The 22,284-nt window shown below is 73.3% G+C and carries 2 protein-coding genes and 1 pseudogene; all 3 read left to right on the forward strand.

The window, feature by feature from the left end; translation table 11 throughout:
* Positions 1–2: 2 nt before the first annotated feature.
* A pseudogene (locus ABD808_RS15810) lies at positions 3–6,542 on the forward strand (SDR family NAD(P)-dependent oxidoreductase); the annotation flags it as partial.
* Complete coding sequence (locus tag ABD808_RS15815; protein ID WP_344896776.1) at positions 6,539–17,347, forward strand: SDR family NAD(P)-dependent oxidoreductase; 10,809 nt, start codon at positions 6,539–6,541, stop codon at positions 17,345–17,347. The pseudogene ABD808_RS15810 and the gene ABD808_RS15815, both read left to right, overlap by 4 nt.
* Positions 17,347–22,278, forward strand: a complete 4,932-nt coding sequence (locus ABD808_RS15820; RefSeq protein ID WP_344896779.1) for a type I polyketide synthase — start codon at positions 17,347–17,349, stop codon at positions 22,276–22,278. Before ABD808_RS15815 ends, ABD808_RS15820 begins: the two co-directional genes overlap by 1 nt.
* Positions 22,279–22,284 lie beyond the last annotated feature (6 nt).

A 22,284-nucleotide genomic window follows, 5' to 3' on the forward strand; every position in this document is an offset into this window, starting at 1 on the left:
CCATGCCCGCAACGGCTGACGAGATCGTCGAGGCGCTGCGCACCACGCTGGCGGAGAACCAGCTGTTGCGGCGGCGGAACCGGGAACTGGACGCCGCCCGCCAGCCGGTCGCGGTGTCGGGAATGGCGTGCCGGTTCCCCGGCGCGTCCACTCCCGGCGACCTCTGGAACGTGGTCGCCTCCGGCCGCGACGAGATCACCGGTCTTCCGGCGGGCCGGGGATGGGACGTCGAGGGCCTGTTCGACCCGGACGGCGAGCGTCCCGGAACGACGTACGCGCGCGAGGGCGGCTTCCTCGCGGACGTGGCGGGTTTCGACGCGGAGTTCTTCGGGATCTCGCCGCGTGAGGCGTTGGCGATGGATCCGCAACAGCGGTTGTTGCTGGAGGTGGCGTGGGAGGCGCTGGAACGAGCGGGAATGGATCCCGGGTCGTTGCGCGGGACCCCGACGGGTGCCTTCGTCGGCGCGTCCAATTCCGGTTACATACCTGACCTGACCGACGTCCCGGCCGACGCCGAAGGCTACGCCCTGACCGGGAACGCGCTGAGCGTCGCGTCGGGGCGGTTGTCGTACGTGCTGGGCTTGGAGGGTCCGGCGGTGACGGTGGACACGGCGTGTTCGTCGTCGTTGGTGGCGTTGCATCTGGCGTGTCAGGCGCTGCGGCGTGGCGAGTGCACGATGGCGCTGGTGGGCGGCGCCACCGTGATGGCCCAACCCGCCCAGTTCATCGAGTTCTCCCGGCAGCGCGCCCTGGCCGCCGACGGGCGCTGCAAGGCGTTCGCCGCGTCGGCGGACGGATTCGGCCCGGCCGAAGGCGTGGGCGTGATCGTCCTGGAACGCCTGTCGGAGGCGCGGGCGCGCGGGCATCGGGTGCTGGCGGTGGTGCGCGGTTCGGCGGTGAACCAGGACGGCGCGAGCAACGGCCTCACGGCTCCGAACGGCCCGTCGCAACAACGGGTGATCCGCGCGGCCCTGGCCGACGCCGGACTGGAACCAGGCGACGTCGACGTCGTGGAAGCCCACGGCACGGGAACCCGACTAGGTGACCCGATCGAGGCCCAGGCGCTCCTGGCGACCTACGGCCGCAACCGAACCCCCGAACATCCCTTGTGGCTCGGCTCCATCAAATCCAACATCGGCCACACCCAGGCCGCCGCAGGCGTGGCGGGCGTCATGAAGTTGGTGCTGGCGATGCGGTCCGGAGTGCTGCCCGCGACGCTGCACGCGGACGAGCCGACACCGGAAGTGGACTGGTCGTCAGGCGCAGTGGAACTCCTACGAGAAGCACGGGATTGGCCCGAGACGGAAGGCCGGGTGCGACGCGCCGGGGTGTCGTCGTTCGGCATGAGCGGCACCAACGCGCACGTGATCATCGAGGAGCCACCCGCCGCCGACACCGTTGACGCCGTCCCCGAGGCGGTCGGCCCGGTGCCGTGCGTGGTCTCCGGCGTGGGCGCGGAGGGGCTGCGGGGCCAGGCAGGACGGCTTGCCGAATTCGTGGGAACGGAAGAACCCCGACTCGACGAGGTGGGCGCGGCGCTGGCGCGACGTTCCGCGTTCTCGCATCGCGCCGTCGTCCTGGCCGACGACCACGCCGACCTGCTGAAGGGCCTCCAGACGGTGGTCGACGGGACGACCGCCCCCGGCGTCGTCGAAGGCGCGACCACCCGTCCCAGGGGAAAGGTGGCCTTCGTCTTTCCCGGTCAGGGCTCGCAGTGGGCCGGGATGGGCGTCGCGCTGATGGACGCGTCACCGGTGTTCGCCGAGGCGCTCCACGCCTGTGATCAGGCGCTCCGCCCCTGGACCCGATGGTCGGCGGTCGACGTGCTGCTGGGACGGCCGCACGCGCCCGGCTTGGACCGGGCGGAGGTGGTGCAGCCGGTCCTGTTCGCGGTGCAGGTCTCCCTGGCGAGGCTCTGGCAGTCGTACGGGGTGCGTCCGGCGGCCGTGGTCGGCCACTCCCAGGGTGAGGTCGCGGCGGCCCACGTGGCCGGGGCCCTGTCGCTGGACGACGCGGCCCGGCTCATCGCGGTGCGCAGCGCGCTGGTCGGCCGGGTGCTCGCGGGCAAGGGCGTCGTCGCCTCGGTCGCCCTCCCGGCGGCCAGGGTGGAGGAGGAACTGGCCCGGCTGGGCGCGGACGCGGTGATCGCGGGACGCAACGGGCCAGGCTCGACCATGGTGTCCGGTGACCGGGCGGTGATCGAGGAGCTGGTGGCCGCGTGGAAGGACGCGGGCGAGCGGGCCAGGGTCGTCCCCGAGACCTTCGCGTCGCACTCACCGCACGTGGACCAGGTCCGCGACGAACTGCTGGAGGCCGTGGCGGACATCGCGACGCTCCCGGCGGAGGTGCCCTTCTACTCCACGGTGACCGGTGACCTGCTCGACACGGGCGACCTCACCCCCCGCTACTGGTTCCGCAACCTTCGGGAGCCCGTCGAGTTCGAGACCGCCGTCCGGAGCCTGCTGCGCGACGGCCACCGCGCGTTCGTCGAGACCAGCCCGCACGGGGCGCTGACGGTCGGGACCGAGGAGACCATCGACGACGCGGGCGCCGACGCCGTCGTGGTCGGCACGCTCCGCCGCGACGACGGCGATCTCAGGCGTTTCCTGACCTCGCTCGCGCAGGCATGGACCCACGGCGTGGACGTGAACTGGGAATCGGTGTTCCCCGGTGTGGAACCCGTGGAGGCACCGACCTACGCCTTCCGGCACGACGCCTACTGGCTGGGTAACGGAGACCGGCGGCCCGACATGTCGGCGGCGGGCCTCACGTCGACCGGCCACCCGCTGCTGGGAGCCGCCGTGGAGCTGGCGGACGGCGCCGGGGTGGTGCTGACGGGCCGCGTCTCGCGCTGGACGCATCCCTGGCTCGTCGACCACGCGCCCGCCGGGATGCCGCTGGTCCCCGGCGCGGGTTTCGTCGAGCTGGCGCTGCGCGCGGGCGGCGAGGTGGGGTGCGAACGCGTCGAGGAGCTGACGCTCGCGGCCCCGCTGCCGCTGCCGGAGCGGGACGAGCTCCAGCTCCAGGTGCGCGTGGAGGCCGCAGACGAAGCGGGACGCAGGCCCTTCTCGGTGCACTCCCGGACGGCCGAGGACGGCTGGGTACGGCACGCCTCCGGTTTCCTGACCCCGAGCGGATCGCCACCGGAGGCGCACGATCTGGCCGCGTGGCCGCCCCCCGGCGCGCAGCCGATACCGGTAGACGATCTGTACGAGGACTTGGCGGCGCGCGGCTACGGATACGGACCGGCGTTCCGTGGTCTGACGGCCGCCTGGCGGCGTGATGAGGAGATCTTCGCCGAGGTGAGTCTGCCGGACGGCCCGCGCGGCGACGCCGCCCGGTTCGGGCTGCATCCCGCGCTGCTGGACGCCGCCATGCACGCGGCGCTGCTCGGAGACGCCGTCGCGGACGGGCTGTGGCTGCCGTTCGCCTGGAACGGGATCACCCTGCACGCGGCGGGGGCCGCCGGGCTGCGCGTGCGGGTCCGTCCGCTCGGGCCCGGTTCGGTGACCGTGACCGCCGCCGACCAGACCGGACGTCCGGTGCTGGCGATCGAGTCCAGCGTCGCGCGCCCGGTTTCGTCCCAACAGTTGCGGGTCGTCCACAGCCGCGCCGCGCAGGCCCTGTTCGAACTGGAATGGATCCGCCGCGCCGAGGCCCCCGCGCCTTCGGCACCACCGGGAGACTGGGCCGTCCTCGGACCGGACCCGCTCCACGCGGTCGACGAACTCGAAGCCCTGACGGCCAGGACGCGCGCCTACGCGGACGTCGCCGCCCTGTCCGCCGCCGTCGACGCGGGCGCCCCGATTCCCCGCGCCGCAGTACTGACCTGCGCCGGATCCGGAGACGGAGACGGAGACACCGCCGGGCGTGCGCGGCGCCTCCTGCACGACCTGCTGGGAACCCTGCGGGCGTGGCAGGCCGACCCGTCCCTGGCCGACGTCCGCCTCATCGTGGTGACGCGCGGGGCGATCCGGGCGCACGGCGACGCGGACGTCGTGGACCTGGCGGCCGCCCCCGCGTGGGGGATGGCGCGGTCGGCGCAGGCCGAACACCCCGGACGCATCGCGCTCATCGACGTCGACGTCGACGACCGCTGGGGCGCCGCGCTTCTCGACGCGTGCGACGACTCCGAGCCGCAGCGCGCGGTCCGCGAAGGCGACACGTTCGTCCCCCGCCTGGCCCGCGCCGGGAACGACGGCGCGCTGGCCGTCCCGCCCGGCCTGGACGCGTGGCGCCTGGAGAGCACCGGCCGGGGAACGCTGGACGACCTCGTCGTGACGCCCCGCCCCGAACTGCTGGCCCCCCTGGACCCCGGCCAGGTGCGCCTGCGCGTCCGCGCCGCCGGGGTGAACTTCCGCGACGTGGTCGTCGGGCTCGGCATGGTCACCGACGCCGAGGGCATCGGCGGGGAGGCCGCGGGCGTGGTCCAGGAGGTCGGCCCCGGCGTGGACGGGCTTGTCGTCGGCGACCGCGTGATGGGCGTGTTCCCCGGCGCCTTCGCGCCACTGGCGGTGGCGGACCACCGCACGCTGGTCCGCATCCCGTCCGGCTGGTCGTTCGAGCAGGCGGCCGCGATCCCCGCCGCGTTCGTCACCGCCTACTACGCGCTGTCAGACCTCGCCGGATTGCGGTCGGGTGAGTCGCTGCTGGTGCACGCAGCGACGGGTGGTGTGGGGATGGCGGCCGTGCAGTTGGCCCGGTACTGGGGCGCGGAGGTGTTCGGCACGGCCAGCCCCGGTAAGTGGGATGCCTTGCGCGGCTTGGGTTTCGATGAGGAGCGAATCGCGTCGAGTCGCTCGGCGGAGTTCGAGTCGCGGTTCTCGGAGGCGACTGGTGGCGCAGGCGTCGACGTGGTGCTGGACTCCTTGGCGGGGGAACTGGTCGATGCGTCACTGCGGTTGTTGCCGCGCGGCGGCCGGTTCATCGAGATGGGCAAAACCGACGTCCGTGACCCGGACCAGGTCGCCCGGAACCACCCCGGGGTGACCTACAGATCGTTCGACGGCAGGGACGCGGGCCCCGAACGCATCGGGCAGATCCTCACAGAGGTCATGGGCCTGTTCGAGGACGGCGTGCTGCGCCCGTTGCCGACGCGCGTCTGGGACGTGCGGCGAGCAGGCGAAGCGCTGCGATTCATGAGCCAGGCCCGGCACGTCGGAAAGATCGTGCTGCGTATCCCGGACGGCTGGGGCTCAGGGTCCGTGCTGGTGACCGGCGGAACCGGAGTGTTGGGCGGCCTGGTCGCAAGGCACCTGGTCGCCACCCATGGCGTGCGATCCCTCGTGCTGGTGGGCCGTCGGGGTTGGGACGCGCCCGGGATGCCGGACCTGGTGGACGAGTTGCAGAGCCAGGGCGCCGTCGTCCGGGTGGTCGCCGGTGACGTGGCCGACCGCGCGGACGTGGCGCGCGCCTTGGCGGTCGTTCCCGGGGATCGTCCGCTGACCGGCGTCGTGCACGCCGCCGGAGTCCTCGACGACGCGCTGATCGCGTCCCTCACCCCGGAGCGGGTGGACGCGGTGCTCCGCCCCAAACTCGACGCCGCCGTCCACCTGGACGAACTCACCCGGGACATGGACCTGTCGGCGTTCGTCCTGTTCTCTGCGGGCGCCGGAGTGATGGGCATGCCCGGCCAGGCGAACTACGCGGCCGCGAACGTGTTCCTGGACGCGCTGGCCGCCCACCGGCGGGCCCGCGGCCTCCCCGCCGTGTCCCTGGCCTGGGGGCTCTGGGAGGAGAGCGGCATGACCGGCCACCTCGGTGACGACGACCGCTCCCGGCTCGCCCGCGAGGGTCTGCGCCCGATGCCGACCGACCTGGCCCTGGACGTGCTCGACGCCGGTTCCGGAATGGACCGGGCACTGCTGCTCGCGTCCTCGGTGGACGTCGAACGGCTGCGGACGCGCGCCGACGAGGGCACCCTGCACCCGCTGTGGCGCGGGCTCGTCCGCGCCCACGCCGACCGGTCCGCACCGGACGACGACGCCCCGGACACGCTGGCGCACCGGCTCCGGCCCCTGCCCGAGGAGCGGCGCCGGTGGACGCTGGTGAACCTGGTCCGCGACCACGCGGCGGCCGTGCTCGGCCGCGCGTCGGCCGCCGAGTTCGACGCCGGGCAGCCGTTCAAGTCGGTCGGCTTCGATTCGCTGACCTCGGTGGAACTGCGCAACCGGCTGAACGCCGCCACCGGCCTGCGGCTGCCCGCCACGTCCATCTTCGATCACCCCACCCCGGCCGCCCTCGCCGATCACCTGCTGGACCTGCTCGGAGTGGACGGCCCCGCCGAGCAGTCCCGGCCGGAGACCGCGCCGGTATACGAGGACCTGCGGCGGCTGGAGGCGGCGATCGAGGCCCTTACCCAGGACGACGTCCGCGTCGACGTCGCGCGCCGGTTGCACGTCCTGCACACCCGGCTGACGGACGCGGACGCCGGAAACGGATCCGACGCGGTGGTGCGGGACCGGCTGGAGTCGGCGTCGGCCACCGAGATCCTCGACTTCATCGACAACGAGTTCGGCCCCAACCTTGGACGGATGACGTGACTGACGAACGCGACCTGGTCGAGTACCTGAAGCGGGTCACCACCGACCTCCACCAGACCCGGCGGAAGCTGAGCCGACTCCAGGCCGGGCAGAGCGAGCCGGTCGCGGTGGTGGGAATGGGATGTCGTTTTCCAGGTGGCGTGTCGTCACCGGACGACCTATGGGGATTGTTGACACGGGGCCAGGACGCGATGGGGGCGTTTCCAGGAGACCGGGGCTGGGACGCGGAGGGGCTGTTCGACCCGAACCCGGATCGGTTGGGGACGTCATATGTGCGCGAGGGCGGCTTCCTCGCGGACGCGGCCGGTTTCGACGCGGGCCTCTTCGGAATTTCGCCACGCGAGGCGCTCGCGATGGACCCGCAGCAACGGTTGTTGTTGGAAGTGACCTGGGAGGCCTTGGAACGGGCCGGGTTGGACCCGCTCGGGATGCGCGGCAGCGACACCGGCGTGTTCATGGGCGTGCCCCACTCGGAGTACGTGTCGGGTTCCGCCGACCTGCCCGGCAACGTCGAGGGCTACGCGCTGACGGGGAACGTCGCCAGCGTCGCGTCCGGACGACTGGCGTACACCTTCGGCTTCGAAGGCCCGGCCATCAGCCTCGACACCGCCTGCTCGTCGTCGCTCGTGGCGCTCCACCTGGCGGCCCGGTCGCTGCGCCAGAGCGAGTGCGCTCTGGCGCTGGCAGGTGGGGTCAACGTCATGGCCACCCCGACCCTGTTCGTCGAGTTCTCCCGGCAGCGAGGACTGGCCAGGGACGGGCGGGTGAAGGCGTTCGCGGCGGCGGCCGACGGGACGAACTGGGGCGAGGGCGCCGGTGTCCTGGTGCTGGAACGGCTCTCGGACGCGCGGCGCAACGGTCACGACGTCCTCGCCGTCATCACCGGATCCGCGGTCAACCAGGACGGCCGCAGCAACGGCCTCACCGCCCCGAACGGCCCGTCGCAACAGCGAGTAATCCGGGCGGCGCTGGCGGCCGGAGGTCTGGAACCGGGCGACGTGGACGCGGTGGAGGGCCACGGCACGGGCACGCGCCTGGGCGACCCGATCGAGGCGCAGGGATTGCTAGCGACCTATGGACGCGACCGATCTCCCGACCAGCCGTTGTGGTTGGGATCGGTGAAGTCGAACCTGGGTCATACGGCCGCGGCATCGGGTGTGGCGGGCGTGATGAAGATGGTGCTGGCGTTGCGGCACGGCGTGCTGCCCGCGACCCTGCACGTCGACGAGCCGACACCAGAGGTCGACTGGTCCTCGGGCGGAGTGGAACTGCTGCGGGAACCACAACCCTGGCCAGCGGTGGACGGCAGGCTACGGCGAGCCGGGGTGTCGTCGTTCGGGATCAGCGGCACCAACGCCCACGTGATCATCGAAGACGCCCCGGCCGAAGAGCCCCCCACCGAAGAACACGGCGAGCCCGACGTAGCCCCGCCGGCGAAAACCCTCCCCGCCTCGCTCGCCGCGTTCCCGGTGTCGGGCGCGGGGGCCAACGGGCTGAGAGCCCAAGGCGCCCGGTACCTCGAATTCGTGGACGCGCGACCGGACCACGCCGTCGAGGACGTCGCGGCGTCCCTCGCCGGACGTCCCGCCCTGTCACACCGCGCGGTCGTCCTGGCCGAGGATCGCGCGGAGCTCCGCTCCGGCCTCGCGGCCATCGCCGAGGGCGGGGCGGTGGGCCATCTGGTCGAAGGCGTTGTTCGGGGCGACGGGCGGACGGCGTTCCTGTTCTCCGGGCAGGGCGCGCAACGCCACGGGATGGGCCGGGAGCTGTACGAGGCGATCCCCGTCTTCGCGCGGGCGCTCGACGAGGCCGACGCCCATCTCGACGGAACGGTGCGGGAAGCCCTGTTCGGCGACGCCGCCCTCCTCGACCAGACCAGGTACACCCAGGCCGCGCTGTTCGCGATCGAGGTGGCGCTGTTCAGGCTGGTCGAGACCTGGGGCCTGCACCCGGACCAACTGCTGGGGCACTCCATCGGCGAGCTGGCCGCCGCCCACGTCGCGGGCGTCCTGTCCCTGGAGGACGCGTGCACGCTGGTCGCGGCGCGGGGACGCCTCATGCAGGAACTGCCGCCGGGTGGCGCGATGGTCGCCGTCCAGATGTCGGCGGACGAGGCCCTCGCCACGCTGGCCGACCACCGCGAGCGGGTGAGCGTGGCGGCGGTGAACGGCCCCTCGTCGGTGGTGCTGTCGGGTGACGAGGACGCGGTGACCGAGCTGGCCGCCCGGTGGGCGGAACGCGGGCGGCGAACCAGGCGACTCGCGGTCTCGCACGCCTTCCATTCCCCGCACATGGAGCCCATGCTGGCGGAGTTCCGCGAGGTCGCCGAGGGACTGTCGTTCGCGCCACCGCAGCTGACGATCATCTCCGGCCTGACCGGCGAGCCGGTCGCGGGCGCGGAGATGCAGTCGGCGGACTACTGGGTCCGGCAGGTCCGGCGGCCCGTCAGGTTCATGGACGGCATCCGCGCGCTCGCCGCCGACGGCGTGTCGATCTTCATGGAGCTCGGCCCCGGCGGGTCGCTCTGCGGAATGGGCCAGGAGTCCGTCGCCGACCGCGACGACGTGGTCTTCGTGCCCCTGCTGCGCACCGATCGGCCGGAACTGACCGCGCTCCGCCACGCCATGGCCGACGCCTGGGCGAACGGCGCCCAGGTGACCTGGGACACCGGCGCCGCGTCCCGCGTCGACCTGCCCACCTACGCCTTCCAGCGGGAACGGTATTGGCTGGACGCACATCCCACGCGACGCGCCACCGGGCACTCACCGGAGTTCGCCGACTCCGCCTTCCACGTCGAATGGACGCCATTCACCCCAGACAAGGCGCTCGCCGCAGGCGGCCCGATCCCATCAGCAGTGGTGCTGCGCTGCGAGAGTCCACGAGACATCGCGACGGCCGCCCAGGACGCGCACACACTGACCACCACGCTCGCGGACGAGCTGCGGACCTGGCTGGCCGACGACCGCGTGGAGTCGTCCCGCCTCGTCGTAGTGACGCGGGGGGCGGTCGCGGCGCGCCCGGGCGACGACATTCCCGATCTGGCGGCGGCAACGGTGCCGGGCCTGCTGCGCAGCGTCCAGGCCGAACACCCAGGCCGGTTCGTCCTGCTGGACGTCGACGACGCCTCCGACTGGTCCGAGGCGATCCCCACCGTGGCGGCGGCGGGGGAGCCGGAACTGGCCCTGCGTGACGGCGAACTTCTCGTGCCGAGGCTCGCACGATGGACGCCCCCGGACGGGGAGCCGACCCCGTTCCTCGCGGACCCGGACGGCACCGTCCTGATCACCGGCGGCACTGGCGCGCTGGGCCGGGAGATGGCCCGGCACCTGGTTGTCGAATACGGCGTCCGGCGGCTCGTGCTAGCGGGACGGCGCGGCGACCAGGCACCCGGCGTGGACGCGCTGCGCACCGAACTCACCGACCTGGGCGCGCACGTGACGGTCGTCGCGTGCGACGTCGCCGACGCCGACGCGCTCGCGCGGCTGCTGGACGAGCATCCCCCCGCCGCCGTGGTCCACGCCGCCGGGATCCTGGACGACGCGCTGGTCGGCGCGCTGACACCGGACGCGCTGGCCGGGGTGCTGCGCCCCAAGGTCGACGGCACACTCACCCTGCACGCGCTCACCGAGCATCTCGACCTGTCGGCCTTCGTGTTGTTCTCCGCCGCCGCAGGCGCCCTCGCCGGTCCCGGACAGGGCGCGTTCGCCGCCGCCAACGCGTTCCTGGACGCCTTCGCCGCGCATCGCCGCGCCCGCGGCCTGCCCGCGACCTCGCTGGCCTGGGGCCAGTGGGAGCACCCGGACGGGATCGGCGGACGGCTCGACGCAGCGGGCCGAGCGCGGCTGGAACGTGCGGGCCTGCGCCCCATGAGCACCGCGCACGGGCTGGCCCTGTTCGACGCCACCCGCGACGCCGATCGCCCTGCGGTCGTGGCGGCCCAGGTCGATCTAGCCCGGCTACGCGACCAGGCGGACCAGGGGGCTCTCCCGCCCTTGTGGAGCGGGCTGCTGCGAGACGCCGCGCGTCCCCAAGCCAGTGGCCTGGCGTCCAGCCTCGCCGCGCTGCCCAAGGACGAACGGCGGCGGGTGCTGCTGGACACGATCCGAACCCAGGCGGGCCTGGTCCTCGGCCACCCGGCGCCGGGCGCGGTCGACACCAGGCAGGCGTTCAAGGAGCTGGGATTCGACTCGCTGACGTCGGTGGAACTGCGGAACCGGCTCAACACCGTGACCGGGCTGCGACTCCCGACGACGCTGGTCTTCGACCACCCCAACCTGGAGTCGCTCGCCGCGCACGTGGAGACGCAGCTGCTCGGCGACGACGCGTCCGAGACCGCCGCCACGGCACCGAACGCGGCGGCGCCGGACGCCCCCATCGCCATCGTGGGCATGGCCTGCCGGTTCCCCGGCGGGTCGGACACCCCGGAGACCTACTGGGACCGGCTGGTCGAAGGCGCCGACCTCGTCACGGACCTGCCGCTGGACCGGGGATGGGACGTCGAGGCTCTCTTCGACCCGGACGCCGGACGTCCCGGGACGACCTACGTCCGAGAAGCCGGGTTCCTCGCGGACGTGGCGGGTTTCGACGCGGAGTTCTTCGGGATCTCGCCGCGCGAGGCGTTGGCGATGGATCCGCAGCAGCGGTTGTTGCTGGAGGTGGCGTGGGAGGCGTTGGAGCGGTCGGGCGTGGATCCCGACTCGCTGCGCGGAACCCCTACTGGCGTCTTCGTCGGCGTTGGTGGATCGGAGTATCTGTCGCGGTTGAGCAAGGTCCCCGACGACCTGGAGGGCTACACGATCCTCGGGAACGCGTCGAGCGTCGCGTCGGGGCGGTTGTCGTACGTGCTGGGTTTGGAGGGTCCGGCGGTGACGGTGGACACGGCGTGTTCGTCGTCGTTGGTGGCGTTGCATCTGGCGTGTCAGGCGTTGCGGCGTGGCGAGTGCTCGATGGCGCTGGTGGGCGGCGCGACCGTCCTGTCCGGCCCGGGACCGTTCATTGAGTTCTCCCGGCAGCGAGCCCTGTCCATAGACGGACGCGCCAAGTCGTTCGCCGCGTCGGCCGACGGCACGAGCTGGGCGGAGGGCGCGGGAGTCCTGCTGCTCGAACCGCTGTCGGAGGCGCGGGCACGCGGACATCGTGTGCTGGCGGTGGTCCGGGGCTCGGCGGTGAACCAGGACGGGGCGAGCAACGGCCTGACGGCCCCGAACGGCCCGTCGCAACAGCGGGTGATCCGCGCGGCCCTGACCGACGCCGGACTGCAACCAGACGACGTGGACGCGGTAGAAGCCCACGGCACGGGAACCCGCCTGGGCGACCCGATCGAGGCCCAGGCATTGCTGGCGACCTACGGCCGCAACCGGGACTCTGAACGTCCGCTGTGGCTCGGCTCCGTCAAATCCAACATGGGCCATGCCGCTGCCGCCGCCGGTGTCGCAGGCGTCATGAAGATGGTGCTGGCGATGCGGTCCGGAGTGCTGCCCGCGACGCTGCATGTCGACGAGCCGACACCGGAGGTGGACTGGTCTTCGGGCGGCGTGGAGCTCCTACGGGAAGCACGGGATTGGCCCGTAGCGGAGGACCGGGTAAGGCGAGCGGGAGTGTCGTCGTTCGGCATGAGCGGCACCAACGCCCACGTGATCATCGAGGAGCCACCCGCCACCGACACCGTTGACGTCGTCGTTGAGGCTATTGCCGATGCGGTCGGGCCGGTGCCGTGCGTGGTCTCCGGCGTAGGAGTAGAAGGGCTGCGAGGGCAGGCGGCACGGCTGGCCGAGTTCGTCGGGGCCAAGGGCGCGAGTGTCGCCGAGGTGGGTGCGGCACTGGCGCGGCGTACCGCGTTCTCGCATCGCGCCGTCGTCCTGGCCGAGGACCACGCGGAACTGGTCGCCGGGCTTGAAACTCTCGCGGCCGGTGCGAGCCCGGACGGCGTCGTCGAGGGCGTGACCCAGGGCGACACGGACCCGATCTTCGTCTTCCCCGGCCAGGGCTCGCACTGGGCGGGCATGGCGACCGAGCTACTGGACTCCGCGCCGGTGTTCGCCGAGGCTCTGCGGGCCTGCGATGACGCCGTGCGACCCCTGACCGGCTGGTCGGTGCTCGACGTGCTGCGCGCGGCGGACGCCGACCGGCTGGAAGCCGTCGACGTGCTCCAGCCGGTGATGTTCGCCGTCCAGGTGTCCCTGGCGAGGCTGTGGGAGTCGTACGGGGTGCGGCCGTCGGCGGTCATCGGGCACTCGCAGGGCGAGGTCGCGGCGGCGTGCGTCGCGGGAGCGCTGTCGATCGAGGACGCCGCCCGCGTGATCGTGGTGCGCAGCCGCCTGGTCGCCGGGGTCGGGCGCGGGGCGATGGCGTCCCTCGCCCTGCCCGCCGACGAGGTGACCGAGCGGATCGCCGGGTTCGGCGGCGACGTGGTCGTCGCCGGGCGTAACGGGCCGAGTTCCACCATCGTGTCCGGAGACCGGGACGCGGTCGAGACGCTGGTGGCCGACTGCGACAGCGAGGGCGTCCGGGCGCGCGTCGTGCCGGTGACCTACGCGTCCCACTCGCCGCAGATGGAGGCCGTCCGCGACGACCTGCTGGCGGAACTGGCGGACGTCCACGGTGTGGCGGCCCGGGTGCCGTTCTACTCCACGGTGACCGGCGCCGCCCTCGACACCGCCACGCTGGACGCCGGGTACTGGTATCGCAACCTGCGCGAGCCCGTGGACTTCGAGACCGGCGTGCGAGCCCTGCTGGACGCGGGACACCGGGTGTTCATCGAGGTCAGCCCGCATCCGGTGGTCTCGCCGGGGATCGAGCAGACCGTGGACGCGACGGGCGTCCAGGCCACGGTCCTCGGGACCCTGCGCCGCGACGAGGGCGGCCCACGGCGGTTCCATGCCTCGCTGGGCGAGGCATGGGTCAACGGCGTGCCGGTCGACTGGAGCCGTTCCCACCCCGCCACCGCCGCGCCGCCCGTCGATCTTCCGCCGTACGCCTTCCAGCGTGAGCGCTACTGGCTGGACGACGCCGCGGGCACCGGCGACCTGTCCGCGGCCGGACTGGCGTCGACCGATCACCCGTTGGTCGGCGCGGTCGTCGAGCGCGCGGGCGAGGACGGCGTGTCCCTGACCGGCAGGCTGTCGACCCGGGCCCAGCCTTGGCTCGCCGACCACGCCGCCGCAGGCGCAGTGCTGCTGCCCGGGACCGCCTACGTGGAGCTGGCCGTACGCGCGGGCGACGAGGTGGGGTGCGGGCACGTCGAAGAGCTGACCTTGGAGTCCCCGTTGGTCCTCCCTGAGCGCGGCGGAGTCCATGTCCAGGTCGCCGTGGGCCCGGCCGACGACACGGGCCGCCGGGACCTGGCGGTGCTGTCCCGCCCCGAGGACGGCGGCACCTGGACGCGGCACGCGAGCGGGATCGTTCGCCCCGCCGTCGCCGCACCGAAGACTCCGGCGTTCGACGAGCTGGCGGTCTGGCCGGTGCCGGGCGCCGAACCCGTCGTGGTCGACGGCATGTACGCGGACCTGGCGGAGCGCGGTCACGGCTACGGCCCGGCGTTCCAGGGCCTGACGGCCGCGTGGCGGCGCGGGAACGAGATCTTCGCGGAGGTGCGGCTGCCCGAGGGCGTCCGCGACGGGGCGGACCGGTTCGGGTTGCATCCGGCGCTGCTGGACGCGGCGCTCCACGCGACGGGACTGGGCGACGACCGGGAGGGCACCTGGTTGCCCTTCGCGTGGAACGGCGTGTCACTGCACGCCGCAGGCGCCGCCGACCTGCGCGTGCGGATCGCCGAAGGCCCCGGCGGCGCCGTCGCGATCCACGCGGCCGACACCGCCGGGGAGCCGGTGCTGTCAGTGGAGGCCATGGTCGCCCGCCCCGTCACGGCCGGACAGCTGCGCGGCGCCGAGGACACCGCCATCGACTCCCTTTTCGAAATGGAGTGGGCCGAGACCGCGCTCGCCGACAACAAGGCACCCGGCGAATGGGCCGTCCTCGGAGCCGACCCCCTGGACGCCGGATCCGCGCTGGAAACGACCGGGACCGCGATCCGCCGATACGAGGACGTGGCGGCACTGATCGCGGCACTGGACACCGGCGCCGCGATCCCGGACACCGCCGTCGTCGGCGTCCGGGGAACCGCCGGTGACGGGACGGACATCGCCCGCGAGGTGCGCGCGGTGCTGGACGACCTGCTGACGACGGTACGGGCCTGGATCGCCGACGACCGTCTGGAAGCCTGTCCGCTGGTCGTCCTGACGCGCGGCGCCGTCCAGGTCCCGGCCGACGACGTCGACGCGGAGGTTCCCGACCTCGCCGCCGCCCCGGTCTGGGGGCTGCTGCGGTCCGTCCAGTCCGAGCACCCGAACCGGTTCGTCCTGGTCGACGTCGACGAGGACACCGCCGGGTGGGCGGCGGCGCTGCCGGGCGCCGTGGCCGCCGACGAACCGCAGCTCGCGCTGCGCGCGGGACGCGTGCGGGCACCACGGCTCGCCCGGGTCGGGGCCGACAGCGCTCTGCCGCCGCCGCCGGTGCCGGAGTGGAGGCTGGAGACGGCGGGCTCGGGCACGCTCGACGACCTCGCGCTGGTCCCCGCCCCGGACCTGCGGGAAACGCTGCGTCCCGGCACCGTGCGCGTCGCCGTCCGCGCCGCCGGGGTGAACTTCCGCGACGTCGTCGTGTCGCTGGGCATGGTCCCCGAGGAGCGCGGACTCGGCTCGGAGGGCGCGGGCGTCGTCGTGGAGGTCGGCCCCGAGGTGGACGGCCTGTCCGTCGGCGACCGCGTGATGGGAATCATCCCCGGCGCCTTCGCCCCGCTGGCCGTCGTGGACAGGCGCTTCCTGGTCCAGATGCCCGAAGGCTGGTCGTTCGAGCAGGCCGCGTCCGTCCCCACGGTCTTCCTGACCGCCTACTACGGGTTGTCGGATCTTGCCGGGTTGCGGGCGGGGGAGTCGTTGCTGGTGCACGCGGCGACGGGTGGCGTGGGGATGGCTGCCGTGCAGTTGGCCCGGTACTGGGGCGTGGACGTCTTCGGGACGGCCAGTCCCGGCAAGTGGGACGTGTTGCGCGGGCTGGGTTTCGGCGAGGAGCGGATCGCGTCGAGTCGCTCGGCGGAGTTCGAGTCCCGGTTCTTGGAGACGACCGATGGCGCGGGCGTGGACGTGGTGCTGGATTCCCTGGCGGGGGAGCTGGTCGATGCGTCCTTGCGGTTGTTGCCGCGCGGTGGCCGCTTCATCGAGATGGGCAAAACCGACGTCCGCGACCCGGACCAGGTCGCCCAGAACCACCCAGGCGTCGCCTACCAAGCCTGCGACCTGATCAAGGCGGGCCCCGAACGCATCGGGCAGATGCTGTCGGAGATCGTCCGACTGTTCGAGGACGGCGTGTTGAAGCCGTTGCCGGTGCGTGTCTGGGACGTGCGGCGAGCGGGCGAGGCGTTTCGGTTCATGAGCCGGGCGCGCCATGTCGGCAAGGTGGTCTTGCGTATCCCGAACGGCTGGGGCTCGGGATCCGTGCTGGTGACCGGCGGAACCGGAGTGTTGGGCGGCCTGGTCGCACGACACCTGGTCGCGAACCATGGCGTGCGATCCGTCGTGTTGATGGGTCGTCGAGGCCCCGACGCGCCAGGCATACCCGACCTGGTGGACGAGCTGGAAGGCCAGGGCGCCGAGGTCCGGGTGGTGGCCGGTGACGTGGCCGACCGCGCGGACGTGACGCGGGCGTTGGCGGCGGTCCCCGAGGGTCGTCCGCTGACCGGCGTCGTGCACGCCGCCGGAGTCCTCGACGACGCCCTGATCGGCGCGCTGACCCCGGAACAGTTCGAACGGGTACTGCGGCCCAAGGTCGACGCGGCGCTGCTCCTGGACGAACTCACCCGGGACCTGGACCTGTCGGCGTTCGTCCTGTTCTCGTCCGCCGCCGGTCTGATGGGCTCGCCGGGCCAGGCGAACTACGCGGCCGCGAACGTGTTCCTGGACGCGCTGGCCGCCCACCGGCGGGCCCGCGGCCTCCCCGCCGTGTCCCTGGCCTGGGGCATCTGGGCGCAGAGCACCGGGATGAGCGGTCATCTCGACGACACGGACCTGGCACGGATCGCCCGCAGCGGCGCGCTGCCGATCGCCGCCGAACGGGGCCTGACCATCCTCGATGCCGCGGGCCGGGTCGACCAGGCCGCGCTGCTCGCCTCGCCCGTGGACCTGGGCAGGCTCCGCGCGCTGGCCGACTCGGGCATGCTGCAACCGCTCTGGCGGGGCATGGTGCGTGCCCCGGCCCGGCGCGCCGCGGGCACCGGCACGGGTGGTGCCGACTCGCTCGCCCGCAGGCTGACGGCCGCGCCGGAGTCGGAGCGGCACCGGCTGCTGCTGGAGGTGGTGCGGACGCACCTGGGCACCGTCCTGGCGCATCCGTCCCCGCAGTCCATCGACGCCGAACGCGGATTCATGGACCTGGGCATGGACTCGCTCACGGCGGTCGAACTGCGCAACCGCCTCAACGCCGCGACCGGTCTGCGGCTGCCCTCCACCCTCGTCTTCGACCATCCCACCCCGGACGCCGTCGCCCGCCACCTGTACACGGAGCTGGTCGGCGAGGACATGCCGGACGCCGACCCGGCCCGGCCGGGCGAGGAGGAGATCCGCAGGGCGCTGGCGACCGTCCCGCTGGACCGCCTCCGCAGCGCGGGGATCATGGACGCCCTGCTCGCCCTGGCCGGGCTCGACTCCGGCGGCGCGAACGGCGTCGTGGAGGACGGCCTGGACGTCATCGACGAGATCGACGTCGAGGACCTCATCAAGATGGCTCCGCTGGACACGAAGGAGAACCCCTGATGGCGGCTTCCACCGAAGAGATCGTCGGGGCGCTGCGGGCGTCCCTCAAGGACAATGAGCGCCTGCGCAGGCAGAACCGGCGACTCGTCGAAGCCGCCCGCGAGCCGGTCGCCATCGTGGGGATGGGGTGTCGCTTTTCGGGCGGGGTGTGGTCTCCGGACGATCTCTGGGGGTTGTTGACGCGGGGCCAGGACGCGATGGGCGCGTTCCCAGGCGACCGGGGTTGGGATGTCGAGGGATTGTTCGATCCGGACCCGGACCGGGTGGGGACGTCGTATGTGCGTGAGGGCGGTTTCCTCGCGGACGTGGCGGGTTTCGACGCGGGTTTGTTCGGGGTGTCGCCGCGTGAGGCGTTGGCGATGGATCCGCAGCAGCGGTTGTTGCTGGAGGTGGCGTGGGAGGCGTTGGAGCGGGCCGGGCTGGATCCGCTCGGGCTGCGCGGCAGTGACACAGGCGTGTTCATCGGCGCGTCGACGTCCGACTATCTCTCCGGCCTGACGATGGTTCCCGAGGAGATCGAGGGCTACGCGCTGACCGGCAATCTCCCCAGCGTCATGTCCGGGCGGATCGCCTACACGTTCGGGCTCCAGGGCCCCGCCGTCAGCCTCGACACCGCCTGCTCGTCGTCGCTGGTGGCACTGCACCTCGCCTGCCAGGCCCTGCGGCAGGGCGACTGCTCGATGGCCCTCGTCGGGGGAGTCTCGGTGATAGCCCGGCCCGGGCCGTTCGTGGAGTTCTCCCGCCAGCGCGCCCTGGCCCCGGACGGACGGGTGAAGGCGTTCGCGGCGGCGGCCGACGGGACGAACTGGGGCGAGGGCGCCGGTGTCCTGGTGCTGGAACGGCTCTCGGACGCGCGGCGCGAGGAACGCCGGGTGCTGGCCGTGGTCCGCGCCTCCGCGATGAACCAGGACGGGGCGACCAGCGCCCTGGCGGCCCCGAACGGCCCGTCCCAGCAGCGGGTGATCCGCGCGGCTTTGGCGGCCGGGGGCTTGGAACCGGGTGATGTGGACGCGGTGGAGGGCCACGGCACGGGCACACGCCTGGGCGACCCGATCGAGGCGCAGGGCTTGCTCGCGACCTATGGACGTGACCGGCCTTCAGAACGGCCGTTGTGGCTGGGATCGGTGAAGTCGAACCTGGGTCATACGGCCGCGGCGTCGGGTGTGGCGGGCGTGATGAAGATGGTGCTGGCGTTGCGGCACGGGGAGTTGCCCGCGACCCTGCACGTCGACGAGCCGACACCAGAGGTCGACTGGTCGTCGGGCGGAGTGGAACTACTGCGGGAAGCACGCGATTGGCCCGAAACGGAGGGCAGGGTGCGGCGGGCCGGGGTGTCGTCGTTCGGGATCAGCGGCACCAACGCCCACGTGATCCTCGAAGAGCCCCCAGCCGTGGAAACGCCGTCCGAGGAGCCCGTCGTCCTGTCGGCGCCCGCAAAGGACGAGGCAGGCGGCGTCCCGATTGCCGTCCCGCTGTCGGGGGCGAGCGAGGGCGCGCTGCGCGGCCTCGCCGACCGGATGCGCGCGGCCGTGGTCGAGCGGGACCTGCGCGTTCCCGGGGTGGCGGCGGCGTTGGCGCGGCGCGCCACACTGCCGTACCGGGCGGTCGTGGTCGCCGCTGACGACGAGGAGTTGCGCGCCGGGCTCACCTCGACCGCCGACGGCGCCCTGGCCGAGAACGTGATCGAGGGCATCGCGCGCGGCGACGGACGGACCGTCTTCATGTTCCCGGGCCAGGGCCCGCAGCACGCCGGGATGGGCCGCGGGCTCCACGCGGCGTTCCCGGCCTTCGCCGAGGCGCTCGACGAGGCGATCACGGAACTGGACGCCTGCCTGGACGCCGACGGACCGGCGCTGCGCGACGTCATGCTCGGCGACCGCCCGGACCTGCTGGACCGCACCCTGTACATCCAGCCCGCCGTGTTCGCGATCGAGGTGGCGCTGTTCAGGCTGGCCGAGTCCTGGGGCCTGCGCCCCGACTACGTGCTCGGGCACTCGCTCGGAGAGCTGGCCGCCGCGCACGTCGCCGACGTGTTCTCGCTGGCCGACGCCGCCCGGCTGGTCGTGGCGCGCGGGCGGCTGATGCAGCGGCAGCCGCCCGGCGGAGCCATGATCGCGGTGCAGGCGTCGGAGAGTGAGGCCCAGGCGTCGCTCGCCGACGTGCGGGACCGCGTGAGCGTCGCCGCGGTGAACGCGCCCGGCTCGGTCGTCCTGTCCGGTGAGGTCGACGCGGCGGTCGCGGTGGCCGAGGAATGGGCGCGGCGGGGCCGCAGGACCCGCCGCCTGGACATCACCCTGTCGTCCCACTCCCCGCTCGTGGAGCCGATCATGGCGGAGTTCGAGCAGGCGGCGGCGGAGCTGTCGCCGCGTCCGCCGCGAATCCCCCTGGTGAGCAATCTGACCGGACGGCCCGCCACCGTCGAGGAGATCACCTCCCCGGAGTACTGGTCGCGGCAGCTCCGCAATCCGGTGCGGTTCATGGAGGGGATGCGGTGGCTGCTGGACGACGGCGCGTCGATCTTCCTCGAACTCGCCCCCGCCGCCACGCTCGCCGCGCCCGCAGGCGAGTGCGCGTCCGACCATGCCGCCGGTGACGAGACGGTCGTCGTCCCGCTGCTGCGCGCCGGGACGCCCGAGGACCGTTCGTTCCTGACCGGCATGGCCCGCGCCTGGACCCACGGCGCGCGGCTGCGCTGGCCCGCCGACTCCCGCCCCGCCGACGCCCAGCCCGCAGACCTGCCCACCTACGCCTTCCAGCACGAGCGGTACTGGTTGGAGACCCCGGCCCGGGGCGCGGCCGAGAGTGCGGACGGCGCCTTCTGGACGGCGGTGGAAGATCAGGACGCCACAGCCCTCGCCGCCAACCTCGAACTCGACGCCGACACGGTAAGCACGGTCCTGCCCGCCCTGTCGTCCTGGTGGCGAGGACGGCGCGAACGGAAGGCCGTCGACTCGCTGCGCTACACCGTGCGGTGGACGCCCCTCCCCACCCCGACGTCCCCCGCCCTAGACGGAGTCTGGCTGGTCGTGGCGCCCACCGGAGCGCTCGACCATCCCTGGGTGGCGGAGTGTCGCCGGTCGATCGCCGCGCACGGTGGCCAAGCGCGCCTGGTGGAGACGGACCCGGCCGAACACGACCGGGCCGCGCACGCGAAGCTGCTCCGGGACGCGATCGAGGACGGCGCCCCGGTGTCGGTGGTCTCGCTGCTCGGGCTCGACGAACGTCCACACCCGCGCCACCCGGCGCTGACGGCTGGCCTGGCGGGCACGTTCGCCCTGGCCCAGGCCATGCAGGACTGCGATCTCGACGCCCGCCTTTGGCTGCTGACCTGCGGCGCGATGGCGACCGGCGGGCAGGACGCGCCGCCGCGTCCCGTCCAGGCACAGGTGTTCGGGCTCGGCCAGTCGGTCGCCGTGGAGGAGCCGACCCGATGGGGCGGGGCAGTCGACCTGCCTCCCGAGGCGACCGGGGACACCGGCGCGATGCTGTGCGCCGTCCTCGCCGGACTCGACGGTGAGGACCAGGTGGCGATCCGTCCCGAGGGCGTCATGGCGCGGCGACTGATCAGGTCCCCGCGTCCGGAACGGCCCGCCGGACGCGCCTGGCGTCCCTCCGGCACCGTCCTCGTCACCGGCGGGACCGGAGCGATCGGCGCGCACGTGGCGCGGTGGCTGGCGCGCGGCGGCGCCGAACACCTCCTGCTCGTCAGCAGGCGCGGCGACGAGGCCCCCGAGGCGGCCGAGCTGACCGCCGAACTCACCGGACTCGGCGCGGCCGTCACCGTGGCCGCCTGCGACACCGCCGACCGCGCCGCCGTCGCCCGCCTGCTGGCCGACGTCCCCGGGGACCGTCCGCTCACGGCGGTCTTCCACATGGCCGGGGTGGTCGACGACGCCATGCTCGAATCCCTCACCCTCGACCAGATCGACGCCGTCGTGCGTCCCAAGACGGCCTCCGCGCAGGTCCTGGACGAGCTCACCGAGAATCTGGACCTGTCGGCCTTCGTGCTGTTCTCGTCCTGCGCCAACCTGCTCCCCAACTTCGGCATGGGCAACTATGTCGCCGCCAACGCCTACCTGGACGCGTTCGCACGGACGCGCCGGGCGCGGGGCCAGGCGGCGACCTCTGTGGCATGGGGCGCCTGGGCGGGCGGCGGCATGGCCAAGGGACGGCTCGTCGAATGGCTGGCGGGCGGCGGATTCGGGCTGCTTCCCCCGGACACGGCCCTCGCGGGACTCCAGCGCGCACTGGACCACGACGAGACGTTCACCATGGTCGCCGACATCGACTGGGAGCGGTTCACTGACGCCGTGGACGTCGGGCGCCGCCGTCCTCTGCTCGCCGACCTGCCCGAGGTTCGCGCGGTGCTGGACGCCAAGCGCGCGGCCACCCTCACCACCGGCACGGACGACGCATCACTGGCGGGGAGGCTGGCGGGCATGCCCGAGGACGGGCGCGTCGCGACCCTGCTGGACATCGTGCGGGCCGAGGCGGCCACGGTGCTGCGGTACGCGGACGCGTCCGCCATCGACCCCCGGCGACCGTTCCGGGAGTTCGGCTTCGACTCGCTGGCCGGGGTGCAGTTGCGCAACCGCCTGGCCGCGGTCACCGGGCTCCGCCTGCCCACCACCCTCGTCTTCGACCACCCGACCGTGCGGGCGCTCGCCGAGCATCTGCTGGCCGAACTCGGCGGGCTCGACACCGCCCCCAGCGTGCTCGACCGCATCGGGGAACTGGAGCGGATGCTCGCCACGCCGGGGGAGGACGAGGACCGACGGCTGATCGGCGGGCGCCTGGAGGCACTGTGGCGGGCCTACCGCGACGGCGCGACCGAAGCCCGCACCCCGGCCACGGCCGCGCCGGACGCCGACGAGACCGTCACCGACGAGGACCTGTTCGCCCTCATCGACGGCGGACCCGGCGACGCGTGACCCGGC

It is taken from the genome of Actinomadura meridiana (genome assembly GCF_039537545.1).
GTDB lineage: Bacteria > Actinomycetota > Actinomycetes > Streptosporangiales > Streptosporangiaceae > Spirillospora > Spirillospora meridiana.

What these genes read in the sequence shown, in the direction of transcription:
- ABD808_RS15820 (WP_344896779.1), top strand. Translation starts at nt 17,347, where the DNA reads ATGGCGGCTTCCACCGAAGAGATCGTCGGGGCGCTGCGGGCGTCCCTC.